Genomic DNA, 24,311 nt, shown 5'->3' with positions numbered 1-24,311 from the left:
CTGAACAATAGGACATGCCCCACATTCTCAGCACAGTGACCATATCTGTCAATAGTCACAAATAATCATCCATTGAGACTGCCCGCGACTACGCGAAAAATACCGTATTCATTGAGTATTTTTTGAAATACTGGCCAATACCGTTGATTGACAGCTCGTGACCATAACGTAATATAGTCACAAACATCCTCGATTGAAGGAACCTTAATGCCTTCCCTTCGCCCCCTTGCTCTTTTGGTGAGCGCCAGCTTGATGGCAGGCTGCGCGGTCGGTCCGGACTATCAACGTCCGGACGCTCCTCTTTCGGATCGTTACCTGGGTCAGTCCGCTGTCGAGCTGAGACCTGTAGCGACGCCGGCCAGTCTTGTGGCCTGGTGGGAAGGTTTTGGTGATCCGGTGCTAGCCGACTTCGTCTCCAAGGCTCTTGAACAGAACCTGGATCTGGCGCAGGCGTCGGCGCGAGTTACGCAGGCACGGGCAGGATTGGGTGCCGCAAATGCCGCCTTGCTGCCCTCGGGGAACATCAGTGGTCAGGCCGCGCGCTCCTACCAATCAATCGAGACTCCACTCGGCCAGGTGTTGAACTCAACGCCTGGCTATGATCGGTACGGAAGCGCCTACGAGGTTAACCTCGGTGCTGGCTGGGAGATTGATGTCTTTGGCGGCCTGCGACGCGGACGCGAAGCCGCACTCGCCGAGTACCAGGCCTCCGAGGCGGGCGCCGCTGCCACACGACTGGCCATCGCCGCGCAAACCGCCGATATCTACATCACCATCCGCGGATTGCAGGCCCGGCTGGACATTGCCAACCGACAAGTCAAAACCCAGCAGGGACTGCTGGAGAAAGTCCGCTTGCTCTACGGCAAGGGCCTCGCTGCCCACTATCAGGTTCACCAGACTGAGGGAGCGCTATCGCAGGTCCAAGCGACAGTGCCAGTCCTGCAGACCGGCCTGGATGCTGCCATGAATGCACTGGATGTAATGCTCGGTACACCGCCAGGCACCCATCGCACGCAACTGGCAAATGCCGGGAGTATTCCTCTTGCGCCGCAGATAAAGGCCACGGGAACGCCGGCCGATCTGCTGCGCCGCAGGCCGGATCTCATTGTGGCTGAGCGCCGCCTGGCAGCCTCCAATGCACGCATCGGGGTGGCGATCGCTGAGTACTACCCGAAATTCTCCCTCAGCGCATTGCTCGGTAGCGCCACGGCTGTATCCGGCGGCAACCTTTTCACCGGCGGCGCCAATCAGTCGGCGGGTGTACTGGGGCTGCGCTGGAGACTTTTCGACTTTGGCCGCATAAACGCTCAAATCGATCAAGCCAAGGGACAAGAAGCCGAAGCCCTGGCCGCTTACCGTCAGTCGGTATTACGCGCCACCGAGGATGTCGAGAATGCCTTCTCCGCCCTGGTGAACCGGGACGCTCAGGCAGCCACTCTGACTGGAGGCGAGGCATCTCTGGCACAGGCTCGCCAATCGTCGTTCATTGCCTACGAAAAAGGCACGGCCAGTCTGATTGATGTTCTGCACGCCGACGAAACGATGCTGCAGGCTTCCGATGCCCGAGCGCAGGCGCGGACGGAATCGGCACGGGCGGCGGTCGCGGCATTCAAGGCGCTCGGTGGTGGCTGGCAACCTCCTGAGACCCGGTCCGTAGCGGCTCGATGACTTGACCAGGCGACGTGGCGCTCCGACGAAACCGCTTCCCTCCAAGGGGAAATGCCAGGGATGTGCTTTACAAGGCCGGGGCGTAACGAGCGCTCCCGACCGGACAATTATCGTAGAACGGTGCTCTATCTATCAGAAACGATAGCTGACGGAAGTGCCGAGCCCGCTCGCACTGTTCTTATACTTGGCACTGTATGCGCCCCGGCTTGCGGAAGTATCGTTGACCTGCACGCTCTCTTCCCACAGATAGGAATAAGCAACGTCGATCGTGACATTGTCCACCGGGGTCCAGCCTGCACCGAAGCTGATAACCGTTCGGTCGCCCGTTGGAATACGTGGTCCACGATTGGTGTTGTTGGCGGGCGACTGGTCGACTGACAAGCCTGCCCGAAGAACCCAATGGTTGTTCAGTTGGTACGACGTACCGATAGCGTGAGCCCACGTATCACGCCAATTCTGTTCTTCGGTAACAGTGCCCAGCGAGCCGCTCAACAAAGGGGGCAAACCCGTGTTCTCGATGGTCAGTTCCTTGAAGCGACTCCAGCGGGTCCAGGTGCTCCCCAGATACAGGGTCCAGTCATTATTGAGCTGATGAGTCACCGAGAAATCCACTGATTCCGGCGTATCCACATCCAGCGACGCGTCATAGCTTCGGCCACTGACCCCCAACACGCTAAAGATGCCGTCGGTGACCTTGGTCTTGGCATCCAGGTGGTAACTAACCTTGGAGTGGTAGGTCAAGCCGAGGCGAGTTCGATCTGTAGCCTGCACCAGAATGCCGGCGTTGAAACCGAGGGCCGTGTCGTCGCCCGTGCTTTTGAGTTTTCCGTCGTTGCGACCAGGGCTGAGCGGATTGGGCACCATCCCGGACAACTCGCCGCTGATACGGTTGATGGTGGGGCCGAACCCGATCGAAACTGTGTCGTTAAAGGCATAGCTGATGGTGGGTTGGAACGTAAGGGTCGTGACCTCGCTTTTGTTGGCGTAGTAACGCCCCGCAAAGCCGCTGCCATAATCGGTGATCAGGCCAAAAGGCACATAAAACCCAACACCGAACGCCCAATGCTCATCAATGGGTTTGACGTAGTACCCCATAGGCACCGTAGTCGCAGGCACCATGTCGCCGTCTTCCTGGCCTCCGAATGTACCGCGGGTCTGGCTTATGTCGGACTTCGCGAAAAGAGTCGCCGCCCCTACGCTGGCTTGTTCTCTTTTCAGACGAGACATGCCCGCCGGATTGCCGAAGACCGTGCTCGCATCTTCAGCAGAGGAAGAGCGACCGGCAAATCCAGAGCCCATCCCACTGACGCTCTGTTCATTGAGAGCGAAACCGCTCGCAAACACATGGGAAGATGCGAGCACAACAGCGAGGCCAAGTGGGCTCTTGAGCAATATTTTTTTCATTATTGGAACTCTATGGTTATCGCCGAGATGAAAGGGTAGAAACAACGGACGACCATATTTATTCACGTGACCATTTCAGTCAACAGTCACATTACGGATAAATAAATGCCCTTCGACGGTGGGAGGAAGGGCAAAGTGAAAAGCTGATTGAGTGATATGTCGCTTAGCCTGGTAGGCGTGCGACCGTTAGCCGAAGGTCAAGGCATGAGGCTACGCAAGATGAGGTTGGAAGTGAGCGTGGGCGCCTCTTCGACGAAATCGAGGTTGTACTGCAGCAGTAGCGGATTGACGAATGGCCGCAGAGCAAGATGTATCGCCTCTACTGTCTCGTCCAGGGGAGTCTTGCGTTCGAACTCACCTACCTCTCGCCCTTCACGCACAATTTGCAAAATGAATTGCTTGATCTGGGCGTCATAAATTTGCGAGCTGGGCCAACGCTCCGACACAGAAAACGCGGCGATGTCATAGAGTTTCCGGTCATTGAAGAACAGGTTCACCCCTGTGGCGATCACCGTTTTGACCAAGCGTCGAAAGCGCTCCGTTGGCGAAAGGGTCTCGACATTGATGGCCTGCTCGACAGCCGCAACGATTTCTGCCAGACAATTTGTACAGATGGCTTCACCGATCGCCTGCTTGGAATCAAAAAACTTGTAGATATAGGCCTTGGAAAAGCCGATGGCTTTAGCCAGGTCGGAGACCGTGGTTTTGCCATAGCCGTACTGGCTGAAGTGTTCGTTGGCCGCCGCGACAATCTGGTTTCGAATGTCGTGATCGGCTGGGCCGCGGGCGCTGGGCGAAGATATCGATGGCTGATTCATGGGAACAGCTTACTCACCCTATGGCGGACTGACAACTTGTGACCGATAAGATATATAGTCACAAATCGACCGTTCCGAATGCCTCTTCAGGGCGGCTGAGAAAACACCAGCGAACAGGCGGGCAGGCTGAGGTCGGGGAAACCTACATAGCAAATCCGCTGGCCCGAGGAAGGCGCAGCACCTGAAAGCGCATTCGATGATCGATCCCCACATCCAAAGCCCCTACCCCCTCCCCCCGCGCAAGCCAACGCCCTGCCACCCCACGCGCCCCAGCGACCTGCCCCGCTTGCCGAAAAGCGCAAGACTTCGCGCTGAAAAACCGGATAATGGCCGCCATTTCGTTTTGCTCGTTATTCGGTGTTCCCCATGGAAATCAAGGTCAACTTTCTCGACAACCTCCGACTTGAAGCCAAGTTCGATGACTTCACGGTGGTGGCCGACCAGCCCATCCGCTACAAGGGCGATGGCTCGGCACCGGGACCGTTCGACTATTTCCTGGCGTCATCGGCGTTGTGCGCGGCGTACTTCGTGAAGTTGTACTGCGACACCCGCAATATCCCCACCGATAACATTCGCCTGTCGCAGAACAACATTGTCGATCCGGAAAACCGCTACAACCAGATCTTCAAGATCCAGGTCGAGTTGCCGGCGGATATCTCCGACAAGGACCGCCAGGGCATCCTGCGCTCCATCGACCGTTGCACCGTCAAGAAAGTGGTACAGGCCGGACCTGAGTTTGTGATTGAAGAGGTGGAAAACCTCGACGCCGATGCCCAGGCCCTGTTGATGCCGAGCACGGGTTCGCACAGCACCTATATCGCCGGCAAGGACCTGCCGCTGGAACAGACCATCGCCAACATGTCCGGCATCCTGGCCGGCCTGGGCATGAAGATCGAGATCGCGTCGTGGCGCAATATCGTGCCCAACGTCTGGTCGCTGCATATCCGCGACGCGCAGTCGCCGATGTGCTTCACCAACGGCAAGGGCGCGACCAAGGAAAGCGCGCTGGCCTCGGCGCTGGGCGAGTTCATCGAGCGCCTGAACTGCAACTTCTTCTACAACGATCAGTTCTGGGGCGAGGAAATCGCCAACGCGCCGTTCGTGCATTACCCGGACGAGCGCTGGTTCAAGCCTGGCCGCAATGATGAGCTGCCCAGCGAAATCCTCGACCCCTACTGCCTGAAAATCTACAACCGCGATGGCGAACTGCGCGGCTCGCACCTGTTCGACACCAATTCCGGCAATGAAGAGCGCGGCATTGTTTCGCTGCCGTTCGTGCGCCAGTCGGACGGAGAAGTGGTGTACTTCCCATCCAACCTGATCGAAAACCTCTACCTCAGCAACGGCATGAGCGCCGGCAACACCCTGGCCGAAGCCCAGGTGCAGTGCCTGTCGGAGATCTTCGAGCGCGCCGTCAAACGCGAAATCATCGAGGGCGAATTCGCCCTGCCGGATGTACCGGCGCACGTATTGGCCAAATACCCGGGGATTCTCGCCGGCATCCAGGGCCTGGAAGCCCAGGGCTTTCCGGTACTGGTCAAGGATGCGTCGCTGGGCGGTGAGTTCCCGGTGATGTGCGTGACCCTGATGAACCCGCGTACCGGTGGCGTGTTTGCCTCGTTCGGCGCTCACCCAAGCATGGAAGTGGCGCTGGAGCGCAGCCTCACCGAACTGCTGCAAGGCCGCAGTTTCGAGGGCTTGAACGATTTGCCGCCGCCGACGTTCGAAGGCCAGGCGGTCACCGAGCCGAACAACTTCGTCGAGCACTTCATCGACTCCAGCGGCGTGGTGTCGTGGCGCTTCTTCAGCGCCCGGTCGGATTATGAATTCGTCGAGTGGGACTTCTCAGGCCAAGGCGAAGACTCCAACGCCCAGGAAGCCGCGACCTTGTTCGGCATTCTCAAAGGCATGGGCAAAGAGTCCTACATGGCCGTGTACGAGCACCTGGGTGCCACCGCCTGCCGCATCCTGGTGCCGGACTACTCGGAAATCTACCCGGTGGAAGACCTGATCTGGGACAACACCAACAAGGCACTGTTCTTCCGCTCCGACATCCTCAACCTGCACAGCCTCGACGAGGATGAGTTGCAGGCGTTGCTCGAGCGCCTGATAGAAAGCGAGCTGGACGACTACACCGATATCACCACCCTGATCGGCATCGAGTTCGACGACAACACCGCCTGGGGCCAACTGACCATCCTGGAGTTGAAGCTGCTGATCTTCCTGGCCTTGCAGCAATATGAAGAAGCCAAGGAGTGCGTGGAGATGTTCCTGCAGTACAACGACAACACCGCCGAGCGTGGCCTGTTTTACCAGGCGATGAATGCGGTGCTGGAGATGGAACTCGACGAAGATCTGGACCTGGCGGATTACGAAGCCAATTTCCGTCGCATGTTTGGCAACGAGCGGATGGATGCGGTGATTGGCTCGGTGAATGGCAGCGTGCGCTTCTATGGCCTGACGCCGACCAGCATGAAGCTGGAAGGGATCGACCGCCACCTGCGCCTGATCGACAGCTACAAGAAGCTGCACGCGGCGCGGGCCAAGGTGACGGCTCAAGCCAACTGATGGCCGGGCCAGAGAAAAACGCCTGCCGTTGAACGAACGGATATTGGCCTGGCGTCTTGCGCGCCTGGCCGATATCGGTTCGGATCACAGCGGCCCGCCATGCCTGGGAAAATCCAGGACCTCACCCGACAGGTCCGCTGGATCAGCGAGTTGCCGGCGTGGGCCTGCTGACCGCCAGCGACACCTTCACCCCCCCTTCCCTGCCGCTGTATCACCCGCAATGGAAGCGCCCAGGAAATACAGCATCCCGCCCGCGATGATGAACAGCATCAGCATGTAGAAGATGTAGTGGGCAGGCTGCGCCGCCAATACCGCCCCGCACAGCACAGGCCCCAGTGCCGCCCCCAGGTTGTTCAGGTTCTGGGCGCCGTAGTACATGCCCCGCAGATGGCTGGGGGCGATGTGGTCGATGAACATGTATTCGGCGGGAAACACGATAATCTCGCCGAGCGTGAAAATGACCATGGCGCAGACCCAGAACACCAGGGTGGTCGACAGGGCGAAGCCCGCCAACCCCAGGACAAACATAACCAGCCCACCGGCGAGCCACAGGCTCAAGTGTTGCTGGGAGATTCTTCTGCCGATGAGGTATTGCAGGCTGATCACCGTCAGGGCATTGGTCGCCACGATGCTGCTGATCATCCGGTAGGTGGTTTCGGCTGTGGTGGTCACCACCAGGTACTGCGAGAGATAGGCGGTGAACTGGCCGAAGACCACGGCGCTGAGCAGCCCGCCCAGGGTAAAGCACACCAGCCGGCGATCGCGCAGCAACCGTTTGCCCACGGCCAGGAACGGCGCGCGGGGCTGGCGTGCCTCGCCGCCAGCCAAGCCCCTGTCGCCCCACACGAAGTAGATAAAAAAGAACCCTGCGCCCAGCCCTGCGGACAACAGAAAAGGCAGGCTGATATCCAGCCCGGCCAGACCCGCGCCGAGAAAAGGACCGACGGCATAACCGATATTGGTCAGCGTGTATTTGATCGAAAACACTTCGCCCCGACCAACGACGGGGAGCAGGCTGCCAAAGCCTGATTTCACGGCGATATCGATGACCGCGTAGGCCAGGTTGATCGACACCAGGCACAGGTAAAACAGCCAGAGATCGCGCGCGACAAAGGTCCCGAGGAAACCTGTTGTGAACACGCCACCGCAGACCAGGATCAGCCTGTAGCCGGACATCCGGTCCACCAGAAACCCGCCATACAGGCTCAACAGCGACCCGATGATCAGCGTGCTGCCGATGACCAGGCCGACATCGGCGATGCTCAAGTGGAAGTTGCCCGATAAATAAATGACCAGATAAGGCAGGGTGACCGCGCGGGCGAGGGTCAGGATCAGGGACGCTGAAAGCAGCAGGTTTACCGTGGTCGGATAGTTTCTTAGTGTGGCCAGCATCCTTGCCTCATCGTTATCGCCATCATTTTTTGTCGGGGTCGCGCTGCGGCACTCACTGGAAAGCCGGCGCGGATCAAGCATACTGCTGAACCCAATTCTCATTGCTGATGGTTTTTACCGGGTGCATGGAGCCAGATTCACGAATAAGGAATGTCTATGTTTTCCTCCGAGCGCCTGAAGGGCATCGATGTATTTGTCTGCGTGGCCGAGTCCGGCAGCTTCACGGCCGCCGCCGAGAAAATGCACCTGACAGGCTCTGCCATCAGTAAAAGCATCGCGCGCCTGGAGGGCCGACTGGGCACTCGCCTGTTGCATCGGACCACACGACGCGTGGCGCTTACCGACGCGGGAATGACCTTCTATCGCACCTGCACCGGCGTGCTGGCCGACCTGGAAGAGGCCGAGCTTGCACTCCAGGCCGAAGCCAGCGAGGTCCGGGGCAGCGTTCGCATAGACCTGCCAGGGGCTTTTGGCCGCGCCCAGGTGCTGCCGATCCTCCTGCGCCTTGCTCAGGATCATCCGGCCCTGACTCCGCATATTTCCTTCTCCGACGGTTTCGTCGACCCGTTCAAGGAAGGCGTGGACATCGTTGTGCGTATTGGCGGCGCGGATGCCTGGCCCGATACAGTGGGGCAGCGTTGCCTGGCCCGTGAACGCCATATCTTGTGCGCCTCCCCCGCCTATCTGGCCAGGCAAGGCATGCCCCTGACCGATCGCGAGCTGCAGCATCATCAGTGCATCGCCTATGGCTGGGTGGATGGAAGAGTCACCCCCTGGAACTTCGCCGACGACCAGGGCGCAACGATACGCCGGCAGGTCGCCGCCCAGCTCGTCGTGGGCAATGGCGAGGGCATCGTCATGGCGGTCATGGCGGGTTGCGGTATCGCGCAGTTGCCATCATGGCTCGTCCAGCAGCAGCTGGACGAAGGAACATTGGTGGAGGTGCTTGCCCATCGGGCAACCGAGGGGATGCCGATCAACCTGGCCTGGGTCAAAAGCCGGGAAACGCTGCCCAAGGTCAGGGTCCTGCTGGAGGCCCTGGTCACGGGGCTGGCGCCGCTAGCTGACGGCGACCTGGCCGCTAGCCCTTCCCTGTGACAGACGGCTACCGGTCAGCCCCTTGGGCTTGGGAAGGCCTCCTGAATAGCACATATGACCTATAGGCGCCCCCCCCGGCGCCATGCTGAAATGAGTCACTCTACCGAGTCAGATTCAAGAGGGGGTGGCTGGTCAGAATCCCCTGCTTTACGTCTTCCGACGTGCCCCCCTGTCGAGGATCGAGGATAACCAGGGCGAAACACTATTAAGGAAAATATGCCATGAACAAAAACTACATCTTTGCCCCCGCGTTACTGCTTCTGGCGGGTACCTTGGCGGGTTGCTCGACCACTCCCAATGTCTTGCAAATACACAAGGTCACCTCGGAAACCATTGGCCTGGCCTCGACCGACGAACTCACCATGGGGCCCGTCACCAAAAGCAAAGAAGACTTTCTCGGCGGCGCGGAACTGAACTTCAAGGCCACCACCGCCAAGGGCCGCGTGTTCAACTGCTCGACCTTCATGACCCCGGGGATACTGCTCGATCCGCCGACTTATTCACGGCTTACTTGTACTAACTGAGCTGGCTGTAGCGGCTTAAAACAAAAGGCCCCGACTTGTCGGGGCTTTTGTTTTGATCTGCCAGGAGATTGCTAGGTTTCACACAATCAGGTCTCTGGTTTTTCTCAATACCAAAACAAGCATTGAGGAATGCAAAAGAAAGTAAGCTCAACCTCCGCTGCTCCCAATGCCCCTATCCAAGTCCCAACCGGGCTTGCACTGCCCGGTTGGAAATATCGTCTTATGGCTTTGCCCAGCCTCCTTTGCACTGATCCAATCGGTCCTCATCAGTCCCAACGCCTTTCTCTGTGTCGATATTCCCATTCAGGTCGAGATAGATATTGGTGTTTGGCCATTTTGGGGTGATGCTGACGCAATGATGGCGGCCCTCTTCACTCCACCAATCCAACTGCATGAAAAAGTCTTCGTCTGGGAATATAAAGCCGTTATCTGATGTTCCGCCTCCGGGTTGCATCCGTCCTTTATATATCCGGTTCTGCACGTTCCAGATGTACTTCAGCTCTTCCTTGCCGTTTTCGGCATAGTGAACGGTTACTGTCGGTTCAAGAATGCTCTGTCCTATAAAAAACAATACCGGTAGTAATGGAATCAACAGCAGCCAAGCGCATCCAGATCGTCCCTTATTCACATTTGTGGTCGTCAATCCCTTCTCCCCAGTTTTCTGGCGGTACTGCTAATACTTCGTCCATGACCATCTTCGCTGTTATCCCTCCGTTGGGGTGCTGGTTGGCGAGCTTCACACCGATACTGATCGCCACCCTATCAGCAACGTCGTCCCATGATCGCAACTCTGTCCATGGGCTGGCTGTTGGGTGGGGGCCGGGGAGTCTCCAATCCTTTTGCGGCTTTTTGACCCACTCCTCCCCCTTCCTTAGGGTGTCCGAGACAATCTGTTCAGCTCCTGCGCCATCCAGCAGCACGCTTTCGGATAGTCCGCCAATAATTCCAACATACCCGTAATGGATATTCGACCAAATGTCGTAGAAGTACATGTACTTCCCTTGCTTGTGCCAGAAGGTGCCGTTAAACAGCGCTTTCAACTTGGGCTTGTGATCCCACTCTTGATTCTGACCCACTTTTTTAGTCCAGATCGCCGCTGCCGCAGCTTTCCGGGCTTTTGCAATATCGCCAAAGTTTGGCCGTCCGCCTATGCGCGCAAACAGCGGTAGCGCTGTGAACCGCTTCGCCGCAACCTCGGGATCGTAGCCAATAAGATTTCTCATCTTCAACACAGCCGGGTCGTGAATATTGCGATTCATCTCGTCAGCGATGTAGGTGGCCAGTTGCTCCATCTGGTCGGGATGGTTACATACAACCGGCTCCGCTGCCCCCGTATCCTGTGTTTTGGGCGAATCGCCGGGATCTACCAGAGCATTTGCAGCAACGGCCTTTTCTTTGAGATTCGGATCAGCTAGCAGGGTAGCCATCTTTTCATCATCTACAGAGCCATCTGGCCGGAATGCCCCTAGCGCTGCGAAGTTGATAATGACTGCCCCTGGTGCAACTCCCATCACGAACCCGCCGAAGGTATCACCTGATCCAGTGATGATTGTTCCACCGTGACTGGTAGGGCTGCCCATATGAGCCAAGGGGCGGTAATTGATTAGGATCGAGGGAAAGCCCGTGGTGATGACTGCACCGCAACCGCAAGTGTCACCGACACGAGCGGCACCCATGAAATTGATATGGGCGTCAGCACTGGCAGAAGCAATCGGGGTAATGCCGTGACCGGGCATTGGGCAAACATGCTTGTCACCCAATCGTGCAGAAGAAATCATGCTCCGTCCTTATTCCGTGCATAAAAAAGCCCCCGTCATGGGGGCGAATAGCATTTGCAGTTGGCTTCGGGACGTTACTGCATGCGGTTGGAGATGGTCTGTAGGGAACATCTGAAAATGATGAAGGCCGGTTCACTTATCGATGACTAACGCGCCTCGTCCTGGCTTTCTTCCGACAATGCAGGTTACGACCGGACCTGCACTGCCCAGTCGTTGCTTGTCGGATTAAGCGCTCAGCGCCTGAGACTTATCACCCAAAGTACGCAACAGATCACAGCCGTCGCTGAGCAGCAGGCCGATAGCAAAACGTATCTGGGCGACATCTTGAGTACCGGAAGCGCAGTCGAGGATTTCCAGCAGATTGCGGGCAGCGCCGATGCGTTGTTGGGCGCAAGTGTAGAGATCGGAGAGTGTAGCGTTAGCATCCAGATAGAGGACGGGGTGGTCGGTGTCGTTGCGGGTGAGAGGAACGAGGTTGCAAATTTCTGTGCGGGTCATTGGTGAAGCTCCATGAGTATTTAAGCCCTGCCTCCGTCATCCAACCGAATAGAGAATCGGTTGATGAGTGAGGTGCTATGCACATAGTTTTTGGCCCGCGATGACCAGTCATTAGTCAGCAATGACGTGTTGAACTATAGAAGCTGTGTTCTCTTGGGGACAGCTTTTAGGTCGAAGGTTGTTCGTTTTTTCGTTTCAAAGATGTGCCGTGAGCAACTTGTGAATGGCTGCTTACGGCTGTGGATTCAACCGGTCGACGCAACACAACTAAATTCTGTGTGAGCAGAAGGAGTGTTGCAGATGAAGCAGAGACCTCGGATCTATTACACCGAAAGCCAGAAAAAACTGATGTGGGATCACTGGCGGAAAGGCGACTCTCTCCAGCAGATCGCCCAACTATTTGATCGAAACCACTCATCGATACAGCGCATCTTGGCGGAGACCGGGGGGATCAGACCCGCTGTACGGCGCAGGTCCAGATTGGCGCTGACGTTGGCTGAACGCGAAGAGATTTCGCGTTCAGTAGTGGCAGGTAACTCGATCCGTTCCATAGCAACGCAGCTAGGGCGAGCAGCCTCGACCATCAGCCGTGAGATCAGACGCAACGGTGGCCAAGGATGCTACCGGGCAAATCAGGCTGATCAGGCGGCTTGGGATCGGGCACATCGACCCAAGGTCTGCAAGCTTGTTGAGAACCGAGCGGTGGCGCAAATTGTTGCAGGCAAGCTTCAATTGCAGTGGTCACCGGAACAAATTGCCGGCTGGCTGAAGCGCACCTACCCGGACGATACGAGCTATCAGGTGTCACACGAGACGATCTATCGCACCCTCTTCATACAGGCTCGCGGGGCTCTGAAGAAGGAGTTGCTTGAGCATTTACGGCGAACACGAGCCATGCGTCGCTCGCGCCATCACACGCAGAAGAAAGAAAATCACGGTCGAATCACAGACGCGGTATCGATCCGCGAACGCCCGGCCACGGCTGAGGATCGGGCGGTGCCAGGTCACTGGGAGGGTGACCTGCTGTGCGGTAGCAGGAACAGCCAAATTGCCACTCTTGTGGAGCGTCATACCCGTTACGTAATGCTGGTGAAGTTGGCCGGTAAGGACACCGAGACGGTCATCAGCGCCCTGATCGAAAACGCCCGCGAACTCCCCGAGGAACTCTACCAATCGCTGACGTGGGATCGCGGCAAAGAGATGGCGGACCATAAACGTTTTACGGTGGCTACCGACATCAAAGTCTACTTCTGCGACCCTCATCGTCCCTGGCAACGGGGATCAAATGAGAACACCAACGGGTTGTTAAGACAGTACTTCCCGAAAGGGACCGACCTTGCGGAGCACTCGCAAGCCACGCTCAATGAAGTAGCAAGGCAGCTGAACAGCCGTCCTCGGAAAACCCTAAACTACGAAACGCCCGCTGAACGATTTAGCCAATCTGTTGCATCGACCGGTTGAATCCACAGCCGAAAGCGGACGCTCCTCAACCAAGCAGATGTCTACATAACTCGTAAGTATTCAAGAATCGAGAGATAGCTCAAAAGCGCTCCTTAAAATCACAGTCGCGATGAGCGCTAAGCGGCTATCGATAGCCGCTCAGGATCAAGAGAAAGTTTCAGGGATTGCCCGCCTCAGAAGTTCGCCGGCGTATTCGCACTAATAATCTCCGCCTCATCCTGCCCAATATTGCGAAACTTATGCGGCAAGGTCGTCGGAAAATAATACCCATCCCCCGGGTTCAACACGCTCACCTGCCCGTCCACGGTCAACTCCACGGTGCCACGAGTCACAAGGCCGCACTCCTCCCCTTCGCTGTGCACTATGGGTTCGTCGCCGGAGCTGGCGCCGGGGGCGTATTGTTCGCGCAGAAAGCGCATCTGGCGGGTTGGCAGGGCGGCGCCGATCAGCAGCAGGCGGGCGCCGTCGCGGCCGAGGTCGGGTTGTTCGTTGGCGCGGAAGACGTATTGGTGTTCGCGCGGGGGCTGGTCGAAGGTGAAGAAGTCCGCCAGGGACATGGGGATGCCTTCGAGGAGTTTTTTCAGGGAGCTGACCGAGGGGCTGACGCGGTTCTGTTCGATCAGGGAGATGGTGGCGTTGGTTACGCCGCTGCGCCGGGCCAGCTCGCGCTGGGACAGTTTGTAGCTTTCGCGAACGAGTTTGAGTCGAGTGCCCGTGTCCATAGCAGCCTTGTGTGAGGTGTACGTGGGGGGTGTTGCAAGTTGGAGTGCGGCCGGTGACTTTTAGTTGCGAAGTTTAGTTGCGAAGTTCGCCGATCCAGTGGCCCCGGAACCTGAAAGGCGGCTATTAAATCACGTTTGTGGGTGGAGCTGTAGCGGTGGCCGATGGTGGTAATTGGCCTTGTCGTGGCGTGTGCCAGGCGTTGAAAACCGGCGGTGTTTTTTCGGGCCCCGGGAGGGCCTGCGCCCCTCATCGCAGCCTGCGGCAGCGGCTACAGGTTTGCGGGTTCGGATGTGGGTTTCGGGGCTGAAAAAAGCCCGCGCAAGCGCGGGCAAACGCAGGAAACGTATCGGGATCAGATGCCGAAGCGGTCGCGCAACGCGTAGTACGCGGCGCCCATGGCGGTCAGCGGGGCCTGGAAGGTACGGCCGCCGATCATCGGCATGTGCGGTAGCGAGGCGAAGGCGTCGAAGCGTTCGGCGTCGCCGCGGATCATCTCGGCGATCAGTTTGCCGGCCAGGTGCGAGCAGGTGACGCCGTGGCCGCTGTAGCCCTGCATGTAGTAGGCGTTCTTTTCGATGCGGCCGAACTGCGGCATGCGCGACATGGTCAGCAGGAAGTTGCCGGTCCAGCGGTAGTCGATCTTCACGTCCTTGAGCTGGGGGAAGGTCTTGAGGATCTTCGGCCGGATCAGTTGCTCGATGTCGTTCGGCTCACGGGCGCCGTAGACCACGCCGCCGCCGTACAGCAGGCGGTTGTCGGCGGTGAGGCGGTAGTAGTCCAGCAGGTAGTTGCAGTCTTCGACGCAGTAGTTGTTGCGGATCAGGCTGCGAGCCATTTGTGCAGGCAGCGGTTCGGTGACCACGATCTGCGAGCCGCACGGCATGCTCTTGCGCGTCACCCGTGGGTCGAGGTCCTGCTGCAGGTAGGCGTTGCCGGCGATCAGCAGGTACTTGGCGCGGACCACGCCCTTGGCGGTGCGCACAATATTCGGTTCGCCGTAGGTGATTTCCACCGCCGCCGACTGCTCGAAGATCTTGCCGCCCAGGCCAATGATGGCGCTGGCTTCGCCCAGGGCCAGGTTCAGCGGGTGGATGTGCCCGCCTTGCATGTCCAGCAGGCCGCCGACGTAGGCGTCGGAGCCGACTTCCCGGGCGATCTGCGCCTGGTCCAGCAGCTTCAAGTTGTTGTTGCCGTAGCGCTCCCAGCTGGCCTTCTGCTCGGCCAGGCCCTTGAACTGCTTCTTGTTCATGGCGGCGAAGATGCCACCCGGGCGGTAGTCGCACTGGATGTCGTAGTGCTGGATGCGCTGGCGAATGATGTCGGCGCCTTCGAAGATCATGCTGCCCAGCACTTCGGCGCTTTTCTCGCCGTAGCGCGACTCGATCACATCGACGTCGCGGCTGTAGGAGTTGACCAGTTGCCCGCCGTTGCGCCCGCTGGCGCCGAAGCCGACCTTGGCCGCTTCAAGCACGGCGACGCTGTAGCCCGCCTCGGCGAGGAACAGCGCCGAGGACAGGCCGGTGTAGCCGGCGCCGATCACGCAGACGTCGCAGTCGACCATTTCTTCCAATACCGGAAAGTCGCTGGTCTGGTTGCGGGTCGCGGCGTAGTAGCTGTTTACGTAGGTTTGCATTATCGAATTCCCCAGCAGGTGCCAGCTGCAGCCAGCCCCGCCGTTGTTATCAGAGTCAGAGCTTGATCCAGGTCGCTTTCAGCTCGGTGTACTTGTCAAAGGCGTGCAGCGACTTGTCGCGACCATTGCCCGACTGTTTGAAGCCGCCGAACGGCGCGGTCATGTCGCCGCCATCGTACTGGTTGACCCACACGCTGCCGGCGCGCAGGCCACGGGCGAAGCGGTGGGCGCGGCTGAGGTTGCTGGTCCAGACTCCGGCGGCGAGGCCGAAGATGCTGTCGTTGGCGATCGTCAGCGCTTCTTCTTCGGTGTCGAAGCTGATCACCGACAGCACCGGGCCGAAGATCTCTTCACGGGCGATGGCCATAGCGTTGGTCACGCCGTCGAAAATGGTCGGCTCGACATACAGCCCGCCGGTGCTTTCCAGGGTCCGCGCGCCGCCGGCCAGCAGTTGGCCGCCCTGCTCCTTGCCGATGCCGATGTAACGCAGCACGTTGTCCAGCTGGCGCTGATCCACCAGTGCGCCAACGCGGGTCTGTGGATCGAGGGCATGCCCGGGTTTCCAGGCCTTGATGGCGTCCACCAGCAACGGAATGAACTGGTCGCGGATCGAGCGCTCCACCAGCAGGCGCGAGCCGGCGGTGCAGACTTCGCCCTGGTTGAAGGCAATGGCGCTGGCCGCCGCCTCCGCTGCCGCGCGCAGGTCCGGCGCGTCGGCGAACACCACGTTGGGGCTCTTGCCGCCCGCCTCCAGCCAGACGCGCTTCATGTTGCTCTGCCCGGAGTACACCAGCAGTTGCTTGCCCACCGCGGTGGAGCCGGTGAAGGCCAGCACGTCCACGTCCATATGCAGGGCCAGGGCCTTGCCGACGGTGTGGCCGTAGCCCGGCAGCACGTTGAACACGCCTTTGGGGATGCCGGCATCCAGCGCCAGCTGGGCAATGCGGATCGCGGTCAGCGGCGACTTTTCCGAAGGCTTGAGGATGAACGAGTTGCCCGCCGCCAGGGCCGGGGCGAATTTCCAGCTGGCCATGATCAGCGGGAAGTTCCACGGCACGATGGCCGCCACCACGCCGGAGGCCTCCCGCGTCACCAGGCCCAGCTGATCGTGGGGCGTGGCCGCCACTTCGTCGTAGATTTTGTCGATGGCCTCGGCGCTCCAGCGGATCGCGTTGGCGGTGGCCGGCACGTCGATGCTCAGGGAGTCGCCGATGGGCTTGCCCATGTCCAGGGTTTCCAGGAGCGCCAGTTCGTCCTGGTGCTCGAGGATCGAATCGGCGAAGCGGATCAGCACGCGCTTGCGCTCGGCCGGGGCCTTGCGCGACCAGACGCCGGACTCGAATGCCTGGCGCGCCACCTGCACTGCGCGGTCGGCGTCGGCCTCGTCGGTGCTGGCGACGTTGGCCAGGAAACGCCCGTCCACCGGGCTGATGCATTCGAAGGTGGCCGCGCTGGCGGCGTGGCAATACTGGCCGTCGATAAAGGCGCGCCCTTCGAGGGTCAAGGACTGGAAGCGCTGCTCCCAGTCGCTGCGGGATTTAGTCATGGCAAATACTCAACGCAGGAAAAGGAACGGCCGTCAGACCGTGTGCAGGTACCAGTTGTATTCGAGGTCGGAGATCGAGTTTTCGAACTCGGCCAGCTCGCTCTCCTTACAGGCGACGAACACGTCGATGTACATCGGGTCGATGTACCTGGCCATCACCTCGCTGTCGTCCAGCACCCGCAGGGCGTCGCGCAGGTTGGTCGGCAGGCTCTGTTCGTTCTGCTCGTAGGAGTTGCCTTCCACCGGCGCGCCGGGCTCGATCTTGTTGGTCAGGCCGTGGTGAATACCGGCCAGTACCGAAGCCATCAGCAGGTAGGGGTTGGCGTCGGCGCCGGCCACGCGGTGTTCGATGCGCACCGCATCCGCCGAACCGGTCGGCACGCGCACGGCCACGGTGCGGTTGTCGATGCCCCAGCTCGGCGAGTTCGGCACGTAGAACTGCGCGCCGAAGCGGCGGTAGGAGTTGACGTTCGGGCAGAGGAAGGCCATCTGCGCCGGCAGGGTCTCCAATACGCCGCCGATGGCGTGGCGCAGGGCGTCGTTGGTTTCCGGGTCGTCGCTGGCGAAGATGTTGTTGCCTTGCTTGTCGAGAATCGAGATGTGCACGTGCAGGCCGTTACCGGCCTGGCCCGGGTACGGCTTGGCCATGAAGGTGGTGTCCATCTCATGGTCGTAGGCGATGTTCTTCACCAGGCGCTTGAGCAGCACCGCGTAGTCGCAGGCCTTGATCGGGTCGGAGACGTGGTGCAGGTTGACCTCGAACTGCGCCGGGGCGCTTTCCTTGACGATGGCGTCGGCGGGGATGCCCTGCTCTTTCGCCCCTTCGAGGATGTCTTGCAGGCAGTCGACGTATTCGTCCAGGTCGTCGATCAGGTAGACCTGGGTCGACTGCGGACGCTTGCCGGAAATCGGCGAACGTGGCGACTGCGGGCGACCGTTCACGTTGTCCTGGTCGATCAGGTAGAACTCCAGCTCGAAAGCCGCGCAGATGGTCAGGCCCAGGGCGTCGAATTTACTCACCACCTGCCGCAGCACTTCGCGCGGGTCGGCGAAGAAAGGCTCGCCTTCGATCTCGTGCATGGTCATCAGCAGTTGCGCGGTCGGGCGCTTCTGCCAGGGCTCGACGCTCAGGGTGCCGGGGATCGGGTAGCAGATGCGGTCGGCGTCGCCGATGTCCAGGCCCAGGCCGGTGCTTTCCACGGTGGAGCCGTTGATGTCCAGGGCGAACAGCGAGGCCGGCAGGTTGATGCCCTTCTCGTACACCTTGTGCAGGGCGGTGCGTTCGATGCGCTTGCCGCGCACCACGCCGTTCATGTCGGCAATCAGCAAGTCGACGTAGAGGATCTCGGGATGGTTCTTCAGGAAGGAGTTGGCTTCGTTGAGCTGAACGGCACGCAGTGGGACCGACATGATGCACCTATGTGTTAATTATTATGTTCAAAGCGATTTCGTGGCAGCAGTCAATCCGAAAGAAAAAGTGAAGTCAATAGCGAACAGAGGGCCCTGATCGTTAAATATTTTGCCCCTTATGGTCGCCACAGCAGGAAAAACACCCACAGATACTGAGCATCCGACGAATTGCGTTTAGAATTTTTTACACGGAAGTTGTTAATTAAAATCAACGAGGATAAGCTCTCGAAAAACTCGTTCCAGCGTGAATTTCGAGGTGATAAAAATGGCATTCAAGCCATTGATCGGCGTTACTGCGTGCGTCAAAGAGATCGGGCTGCACCCCTACCACGTCAGCGGCGACAAGTACTTGCGTGCTGTCAGCAGCGCGGCCGAGGGCCTGCCCCTGATCATTCCTTCCCTGGCGGACCTCATCGATACCGAGGCTCTGCTGCAGAACCTGGACGGCCTGCTGTTCACCGGCTCGCCATCGAATGTGGAGCCCTTCCACTATCAGGGCCCGGCCAGCGAACCGGGCACCGCCCACGATCCCCAGCGCGATGCCACCACCCTGCCCCTGCTGCGCGCGGCGATTGCCGCCGGCGTGCCGGTGCTGGGCATCTGCCGCGGCTTCCAGGAAATGAACGTGGCCTTCGGCGGCAGCCTGCACCAGAAGGTGCATGAACTGCCGGGCTATCTCGATCACCGCGAGGCCGACCACCCGGACCTGGCCGTGCAATACGCCCCCGCCCATGCCGTCAGGGTACAACCGGGCGGCGTGTTCCAGGCCCTGGATCTGCCACAGGAATTCCAGGTCAACTCGATCCACAGCCAGGGCATCGACCGCCTGGCCCCCGGCCTGCGCGCCGAGGCCCTGGCGCCGGACGGCCTGATCGAAGCGGTGTCGGTCGAACACAGCACGGCCTTTGCCCTGGGCGTGCAGTGGCATCCTGAATGGCAGGTGCTGTCGAACCCGGTCTACCTGCGGATCTTCCAGGCCTTCGGCGACGCCTGCCGGCAACGGGCGGCGCAGCGCAACGGCCACTGATTCAAAGCTTCACCCGCGAAATTGACTGCCACGCCCCCGGCCGGCGGCGGTGCGCCCTTGTGCGCCCGCCTTGGCCCGTGGGGCGGTTCAAGCCACACCCAGCAACACAAAGAACAAGAACCAGCGTCAGGCCGCCAGGACGGCAGCGCCGAATAAACCCGCCACCACGGGTTTGTCATCCATCTATTAAGCCGGGCCGTTTTGGCCCGACGACTGACATCTGTTGGGAGTTCCACATGGCAAACGCCTCCAGCACGTACAGAAAGGCTCTGGAAGGTCACCCGCAACCGCAGAAGGTGCTGGTGAGAGTCGACCGCGTGACCAAGAAGTTCGATGAAACCGTGGCCGTGGACGATGTGTCCCTGGACATTCACCAGGGCGAGATCTTCGCCCTGCTCGGTGGCTCGGGTTCCGGCAAGTCCACCCTGCTGCGCATGCTGGCGGGTTTCGAGCGGCCGACGGAGGGGCGTATCTACCTGGACGGTGTGGACATCACCGACATGCCGCCTTACGAGCGGCCGATCAACATGATGTTCCAGTCCTATGCGCTGTTCCCGCACATGACCGTGGCCCAGAACATCGCCTTCGGCCTCAAGCAGGATCGCCTGCCGGCGGACGAGATCGAGGCCCGGGTCGGCGAAATGCTCAAGCTGGTGCACATGACCCAGTACGCCAAGCGTAAGCCGCACCAGCTGTCCGGCGGCCAGCGCCAGCGCGTGGCCCTGGCCCGCTCCCTGGCCAAGCGACCGAAGCTGCTGCTGCTCGACGAACCCATGGGCGCCCTGGATAAAAAGCTGCGCTCGCAGATGCAACTGGAGCTGGTGGAGATCATCGAGCGCGTCGGCGTGACCTGCGTGATGGTGACTCACGACCAGGAAGAGGCCATGACCATGGCCCAGCGCATCGCCATCATGCACCTGGGCTGGATCGCCCAGATCGGCAGCCCGGTGGACATCTACGAGGCCCCGGTCAGCCGCATGGTCTGCGAGTTCATCGGCAACGTTAACGCCTTCGACGGCACCGTCATCGAAGACCTGGAAGGCCACGCGGTGATCCACTGCCCGGAGCTGGAACAGAAGATCTACGTCGGCCACGGTGTCAGCACCTCGGTGCAGGACAAGTCGGTGACCTACGCCATCCGCCCGGAAAAGATGCTGGTCAGCACCACCCGGCCCGAGCACCGCTACAACTGGTCCCAGGGCAAGGTGCATGACATCGCCTACCTCGGCGGGCATTCGGTGTTCTACGTCGAACTGCCTGGCGGCAAGATCGTCCAGTCGTTCATGGCCAACGCCGAACGCCGTGGCGCGCGGCCGACCTGGGACGACCAGGTGTACGTGTGGTGGGAAGACGACAGCGGCGTGGTACTGCGCACATGAGTACTTCCACCATGACTCTCAATCAGCGTTTGACCCGTGTGCTGCCCAGCGGTCGCAAGCTGGTGATCGGCATTCCCTTCCTCTGGCTGTTCCTGTTCTTCATGCTGCCGTTTTTCCTGGTGATGAAGATCAGCTTCTCGGAAGCGGCCCTGGCCATTCCCCCCTACTCGGAGATCTACAGCTTCGCCGAACAGAAATTCCAGCTGCTGCTCAACGTCGGCAACTATGCATTGCTGGTGGGTGACGAGCTGTATATCTCGGCCTACCTCGGCTCGCTGAAAGTCGCCCTGCTCAGCACCCTGATGTGTCTGGTGATCGGCTTCCCCATGGCCTACGCGATCACCAAGGCCAGCAAGGAAACGCAGAACGTCTTGCTGCTGTTGATCATGATGCCGACCTGGACCGCGATCCTGATCCGCGTCTATGCCTGGATGGGCATCCTCAGCAACAACGGCTTGCTCAACGGCTTCCTGATGTGGAGCGGCCTGACCTCGGAGCCGATCGAAATCCTCAACACCAACACCGCGGTCTATATAGGGGTGGTCTACGCCTACCTGCCGTTCATGGTGCTGCCGCTGTACGCCAACCTGGTCAAGCACGACCAGAGCCTGCTGGAAGCGGCGTCGGACCTGGGTTCGAGCAACTTCAACAACTTCTGGAAAATCACCGTGCCCCTGGCCAAGAACGGCATCATCGCAGGAGCAATGCTGGTGTTCATCCCGGTGGTCGGCGAGTTCGTGATCCCCGAACTGCTGGGTGGCCCGGAGACCCTGATGATCGGCCGCGTGCTGTGGCAGGAGTTCTTCAACAACCGTGACTGGCCGGTGGCCTCCGCCCTGGCGGTGGTGATGCTGGCGATCCTGATTATTCCGATCCTGCTGTTCAACCGCAGCCAGGCCAAAGAGATGGAGGGACGGGCATGAAACGTTTCGGATTTTCCAGCCTGATGCTGGTGCTCGGCCTGGCGTTCATTTACCTGCCGATGCTGATCCTGGTGATCTACTCGTTCAACGCCTCCAAGCTGGTGACGGTCTGGGGCGGCTGGTCGGTGAAGTGGTACGTCGGCCTGCTGGACAACCAGCAGTTGATGGGCTCGGTGGTGCGTTCCCTGGAGATCGCCTGCTACACCGCGATTGCCGCGGTGGCCCTGGGCACCCTCGCGGCCTTTGTGCTGACCCGGGTGACCCGCTTCAAGGGCCGCACGTTGTTCGGTGGCCTGGTCACCGCGCCGCTGGTGATGCCGGAGGTGATCACCGGCCTGTCGCTGTTGCTGCTGTTCGTGGCCATGGCGCAGATGATCGGCTGGCCGCAGGAGCGTGGCATCGTCACCATCTGGATCGCCCACACCACATTCTGCGCCGCCTATGTGGCCGTGGTAGTCTCCGCGCGCTTGCGTGAGCTGGACCTGTCCATCGAAGAGGCGGCCATGGACCTGGGGGCGCGGCCGTGGAAGGTGTTTTTCCTGATCACCATCCCGATGATCGCGCCGTCGCTGGCGGCCGGCGGCATGATGTCCTTCGCCCTGTCCCTGGACGACCTGGTGCTGGCGAGCTTCGTCTCCGGTCCGGGTTCCACCACCCTGCCGATGGAAGTGTTCTCGGCGGTGCGCCTCGGCGTGAAGCCGGAGATCAATGCGGTGGCCAGCCTGATCCTGCTGGCGGTGTCGCTGGTGACTTTCCTGGTCTGGTACTTCGGCCGTCGCGCCGAAGCGGCCCGCAAGCGGGCGATCCAGGAAGCCATGGAATACACCGCCAACGAAGCCTATCAACCGGCGAGCTCCCCACGGATGCAAGCGACGGCCTGAGTCGTCATGTTTCACGATACACCGCGACGCCCGGATCGCCCGCAAGCGGACTCCTACAGGGGCAATCTCTGTAGAAACCCGCTTGCGGGCGATGGCGTCCGCCCTGGCACACCGCATTGCGAATGCAGCAATTCTGCACAATAAGAAATGGAGTTGTAGTGATGAAAATGCTTGGCAGGACTCTGCTAACACTGTCCTTGATGGGCGCAATGGTGACCGGCGCTCAAGCCAGCGACAAGGAGCTGCGTGTCTACAACTGGTCGGACTATATCGCCCCCGACACCCTGAAAAAGTTCGAGGCCGAGACCGGCATCCACGTCACCTACGATGTCTTCGACAGCAACGAAACCCTGGAAGCGCGCCTGCTCACCGGCAAGTCCGGCTATGACATCGTGGTGCCGTCCAACAGCTTTTTGGCCAAGCAGATCAAGGCCGGGGTCTATCAGGAGCTGGACAAGTCGCGGCTGCCGAACTGGAAGAACCTCAATCCGGTGCTGTTGCAGAACGCCGCCGCCAGCGACCCGGGCAACGCCCACGCCTTCCCGTACATGTGGGGCTCGATCGGCATCGGCTACAACCCGGACAAGGTCAAGGCGGTGCTGGGTAGCGATGCGCCGACCAACTCCTGGGACCTGCTGTTCAAGCCGGAGAACGCCGAGAAGCTCAAGGCCTGCGGCATCAGCTTCCTCGACTCGCCGACGGAAATGCTCCCCGCCGCCCTGCACTACCTGGGCTACCCGGTGACCAGCAAGGACAAGGCGCAGATCCTCGAGGCCGAGGCGCTGTTCATGAAGATCCGCCCTTCAGTGACCTACTTCCATTCCTCCAAGTACATCTCCGACCTGGCCAACGGCAACATCTGCGTGGCCGTGGGTTACTCCGGCGACGTGCTGCAGGCCCGTTCGCGCGCCGAAGAGGCCGGCAACCAGGAGAAGGTCGTCTTCAGCATTCCCAAGGAAGGCGCCGGCAGCTTCTACGACATGATGGCCATGCCCAAGGACGCGGCCAACGTCGACAACGCCTACCTGTTCATGAACTTCCTGATGCGCCCGGACATCATCGCCGAGGTCACCAACAGCCTCGGCTACAGCAACGCCAATGCCGCCGCCACGCCGCTGGTGGACGAAGCCATCCGCAACGACCCGGCCTCGTACCCGCCGCAAGCGGTGCTCGCCACCCTGTACGCGGTGCCGGACCAGCCGATCGCCATCCAGCGCGTGATGAACCGCGGCTGGACGCGGATCAAGCTCGGCAAATGACACCCCGCGCCCGCCCGGTAATCGCGGCGGGCGCCGCTGCCCTCTTCCGTTCAGTCGCGCCTTACCACCGCGACACCCCTGCGAACGGGCTCGCCTGGCTCCCTCGGTTCAGGTGACTCCTTGGCGCCCTCCTCGGGCGCCTTTTTTGCTTTCAGGCCGCACAAAACCCTGTAGCCGCTGCCGCAGGCTGCGCACGTCCCGAAGGGATGCGGCGATCTCGAGACCGATGAAGGCCCTGCGGGCCTTGTCGCAGCCTCGCGGGCTCGGCAGCGGCTACAGGATCGGGGTCTGGCTTCGTGTAGCCGCTGCCGCAGGCTGCGA

Annotated in this window: 20 protein-coding genes; 10 read left to right on the top strand and 10 right to left on the bottom strand. The window is 60.1% G+C overall.

What is annotated here, in order from left to right:
* Nucleotides 1–207: 207 nt before the first annotated feature.
* A complete protein-coding gene (locus tag H0I86_RS11745) occupies nt 208–1,668 on the top strand; it encodes an efflux transporter outer membrane subunit (protein ID WP_180925130.1) in 1,461 nt (486 codons plus the stop codon).
* 132 nt (nt 1,669–1,800) lie between these two features.
* Here the strand turns inward: H0I86_RS11745 and H0I86_RS11740 are convergent, their stop codons facing one another.
* Both H0I86_RS11740 and H0I86_RS11735 read right to left on the bottom strand, forming a co-directional pair.
* Nucleotides 1,801–3,072, bottom strand: a complete 1,272-nt coding sequence (locus H0I86_RS11740; RefSeq protein ID WP_180925129.1) for an OmpP1/FadL family transporter — start codon at nt 3,070–3,072, stop codon at nt 1,801–1,803.
* A gap of 197 nt (nt 3,073–3,269) precedes the next feature.
* The gene (locus H0I86_RS11735) at nt 3,270–3,890 is read right to left on the bottom strand and encodes a TetR/AcrR family transcriptional regulator (RefSeq protein ID WP_009048299.1); all 621 of its coding nucleotides are present in this window, start codon (nt 3,888–3,890) and stop codon (nt 3,270–3,272) included.
* A 366-nt stretch (nt 3,891–4,256) separates the two neighbouring features.
* Here H0I86_RS11735 and H0I86_RS11730 point away from each other — a divergent pair, with 366 nt between their 5' ends.
* Entirely contained in the window at nt 4,257–6,458 is a 2,202-nt protein-coding gene (locus tag H0I86_RS11730) for an OsmC domain/YcaO domain-containing protein (protein WP_180925128.1), read from the top strand.
* A gap of 186 nt (nt 6,459–6,644) precedes the next feature.
* Here the strand turns inward: H0I86_RS11730 and H0I86_RS11725 are convergent, their stop codons facing one another.
* The gene (locus tag H0I86_RS11725; protein WP_180925829.1) at nt 6,645–7,850 is read right to left on the bottom strand and encodes an MFS transporter; all 1,206 of its coding nucleotides are present in this window, start codon (nt 7,848–7,850) and stop codon (nt 6,645–6,647) included.
* Between the two features lie 156 nt (nt 7,851–8,006).
* Between H0I86_RS11725 and H0I86_RS11720 the strand changes: the two genes are divergently transcribed.
* Together H0I86_RS11720 and H0I86_RS11715 are read left to right on the top strand one after the other, a co-directional pair.
* Nucleotides 8,007–8,948: a LysR family transcriptional regulator gene (locus H0I86_RS11720; RefSeq protein ID WP_180925828.1), complete on the top strand. Its 942-nt coding sequence runs from the start codon at nt 8,007–8,009 to the stop codon at nt 8,946–8,948.
* Nucleotides 8,949–9,169: 221 nt separating this feature from the next.
* On the top strand, nt 9,170–9,472 hold the full coding sequence (locus tag H0I86_RS11715) for a hypothetical protein (protein ID WP_180925127.1): 303 nt from the start codon (nt 9,170–9,172) through the stop codon (nt 9,470–9,472).
* A gap of 220 nt (nt 9,473–9,692) precedes the next feature.
* Here the strand turns inward: H0I86_RS11715 and H0I86_RS11710 are convergent, their stop codons facing one another.
* The 3 genes from H0I86_RS11710 to H0I86_RS11700 all read right to left on the bottom strand — a co-directional run bounded on the left by H0I86_RS11710 (nt 9,693) and on the right by H0I86_RS11700 (nt 11,748).
* Entirely contained in the window at nt 9,693–10,115 is a 423-nt protein-coding gene (locus H0I86_RS11710; protein ID WP_258019427.1) for a hypothetical protein, read from the bottom strand.
* Nucleotides 10,093–11,250 carry a polymorphic toxin type 44 domain-containing protein gene (locus tag H0I86_RS11705; RefSeq protein ID WP_180925126.1) on the bottom strand — a complete coding sequence of 386 codons (1,158 nt, stop codon included), beginning with the start codon at nt 11,248–11,250 and terminating at the stop codon, nt 10,093–10,095. Before H0I86_RS11705 ends, H0I86_RS11710 begins: the two co-directional genes overlap by 23 nt.
* Nucleotides 11,251–11,475: 225 nt before the next feature.
* A complete protein-coding gene (locus tag H0I86_RS11700) occupies nt 11,476–11,748 on the bottom strand; it encodes a hypothetical protein (RefSeq protein WP_180925125.1) in 273 nt (90 codons plus the stop codon).
* 300 nt (nt 11,749–12,048) lie between these two features.
* Here H0I86_RS11700 and H0I86_RS11695 point away from each other — a divergent pair, with 300 nt between their 5' ends.
* A complete protein-coding gene (locus H0I86_RS11695) occupies nt 12,049–13,209 on the top strand; it encodes an IS30 family transposase (RefSeq protein WP_180925124.1) in 1,161 nt (386 codons plus the stop codon).
* A 173-nt stretch (nt 13,210–13,382) separates the two neighbouring features.
* Here H0I86_RS11695 and H0I86_RS11690 read toward each other — a convergent pair whose 3' ends face one another.
* The 4 genes from H0I86_RS11690 to H0I86_RS11675 form a co-directional block, all read right to left on the bottom strand.
* A complete protein-coding gene (locus H0I86_RS11690; protein ID WP_009043206.1) occupies nt 13,383–13,931 on the bottom strand; it encodes a cupin domain-containing protein in 549 nt (182 codons plus the stop codon).
* A gap of 353 nt (nt 13,932–14,284) precedes the next feature.
* Nucleotides 14,285–15,565 carry an NAD(P)/FAD-dependent oxidoreductase gene (locus H0I86_RS11685; protein ID WP_180925123.1) on the bottom strand — a complete coding sequence of 427 codons (1,281 nt, stop codon included), beginning with the start codon at nt 15,563–15,565 and terminating at the stop codon, nt 14,285–14,287.
* Between the two features lie 55 nt (nt 15,566–15,620).
* Entirely contained in the window at nt 15,621–17,111 is a 1,491-nt protein-coding gene (locus H0I86_RS11680) for an aldehyde dehydrogenase (protein ID WP_180925122.1), read from the bottom strand.
* Between the two features lie 33 nt (nt 17,112–17,144).
* Entirely contained in the window at nt 17,145–18,521 is a 1,377-nt protein-coding gene (locus H0I86_RS11675; RefSeq protein ID WP_180925121.1) for a glutamine synthetase family protein, read from the bottom strand.
* 265 nt (nt 18,522–18,786) lie between these two features.
* On the opposite strand from H0I86_RS11675, the gene H0I86_RS11670 reads away from it, so the two are divergent.
* The 5 genes from H0I86_RS11670 (at nt 18,787) to H0I86_RS11650 (ending at nt 23,990) form a co-directional block, all read left to right on the top strand.
* Complete coding sequence (locus H0I86_RS11670) at nt 18,787–19,548, top strand: gamma-glutamyl-gamma-aminobutyrate hydrolase family protein (RefSeq protein WP_009048286.1); 762 nt, start codon at nt 18,787–18,789, stop codon at nt 19,546–19,548.
* A gap of 236 nt (nt 19,549–19,784) precedes the next feature.
* On the top strand, nt 19,785–20,927 hold the full coding sequence (locus H0I86_RS11665; protein ID WP_180925120.1) for an ABC transporter ATP-binding protein: 1,143 nt from the start codon (nt 19,785–19,787) through the stop codon (nt 20,925–20,927).
* A gap of 41 nt (nt 20,928–20,968) precedes the next feature.
* Nucleotides 20,969–21,850, top strand: a complete 882-nt coding sequence (locus H0I86_RS11660; protein WP_164486554.1) for an ABC transporter permease subunit — start codon at nt 20,969–20,971, stop codon at nt 21,848–21,850.
* Complete coding sequence (locus tag H0I86_RS11655; protein WP_180925119.1) at nt 21,847–22,731, top strand: ABC transporter permease subunit; 885 nt, start codon at nt 21,847–21,849, stop codon at nt 22,729–22,731. Before H0I86_RS11660 ends, H0I86_RS11655 begins: the two co-directional genes overlap by 4 nt.
* 161 nt (nt 22,732–22,892) lie before the next feature.
* Nucleotides 22,893–23,990 (top strand): polyamine ABC transporter substrate-binding protein, encoded by a 1,098-nt coding sequence (locus H0I86_RS11650; RefSeq protein WP_180925118.1) that lies wholly within the window; start codon nt 22,893–22,895, stop codon nt 23,988–23,990.
* Nucleotides 23,991–24,311 lie beyond the last annotated feature (321 nt).

The organism is Pseudomonas chlororaphis subsp. aurantiaca (genome assembly GCF_013466605.1).
GTDB lineage: Bacteria > Pseudomonadota > Gammaproteobacteria > Pseudomonadales > Pseudomonadaceae > Aquipseudomonas > Aquipseudomonas chlororaphis_I.
Note: the sequence above shows the minus strand (reverse complement) of the source record. Positions and strands in the feature narration are given on the sequence as shown.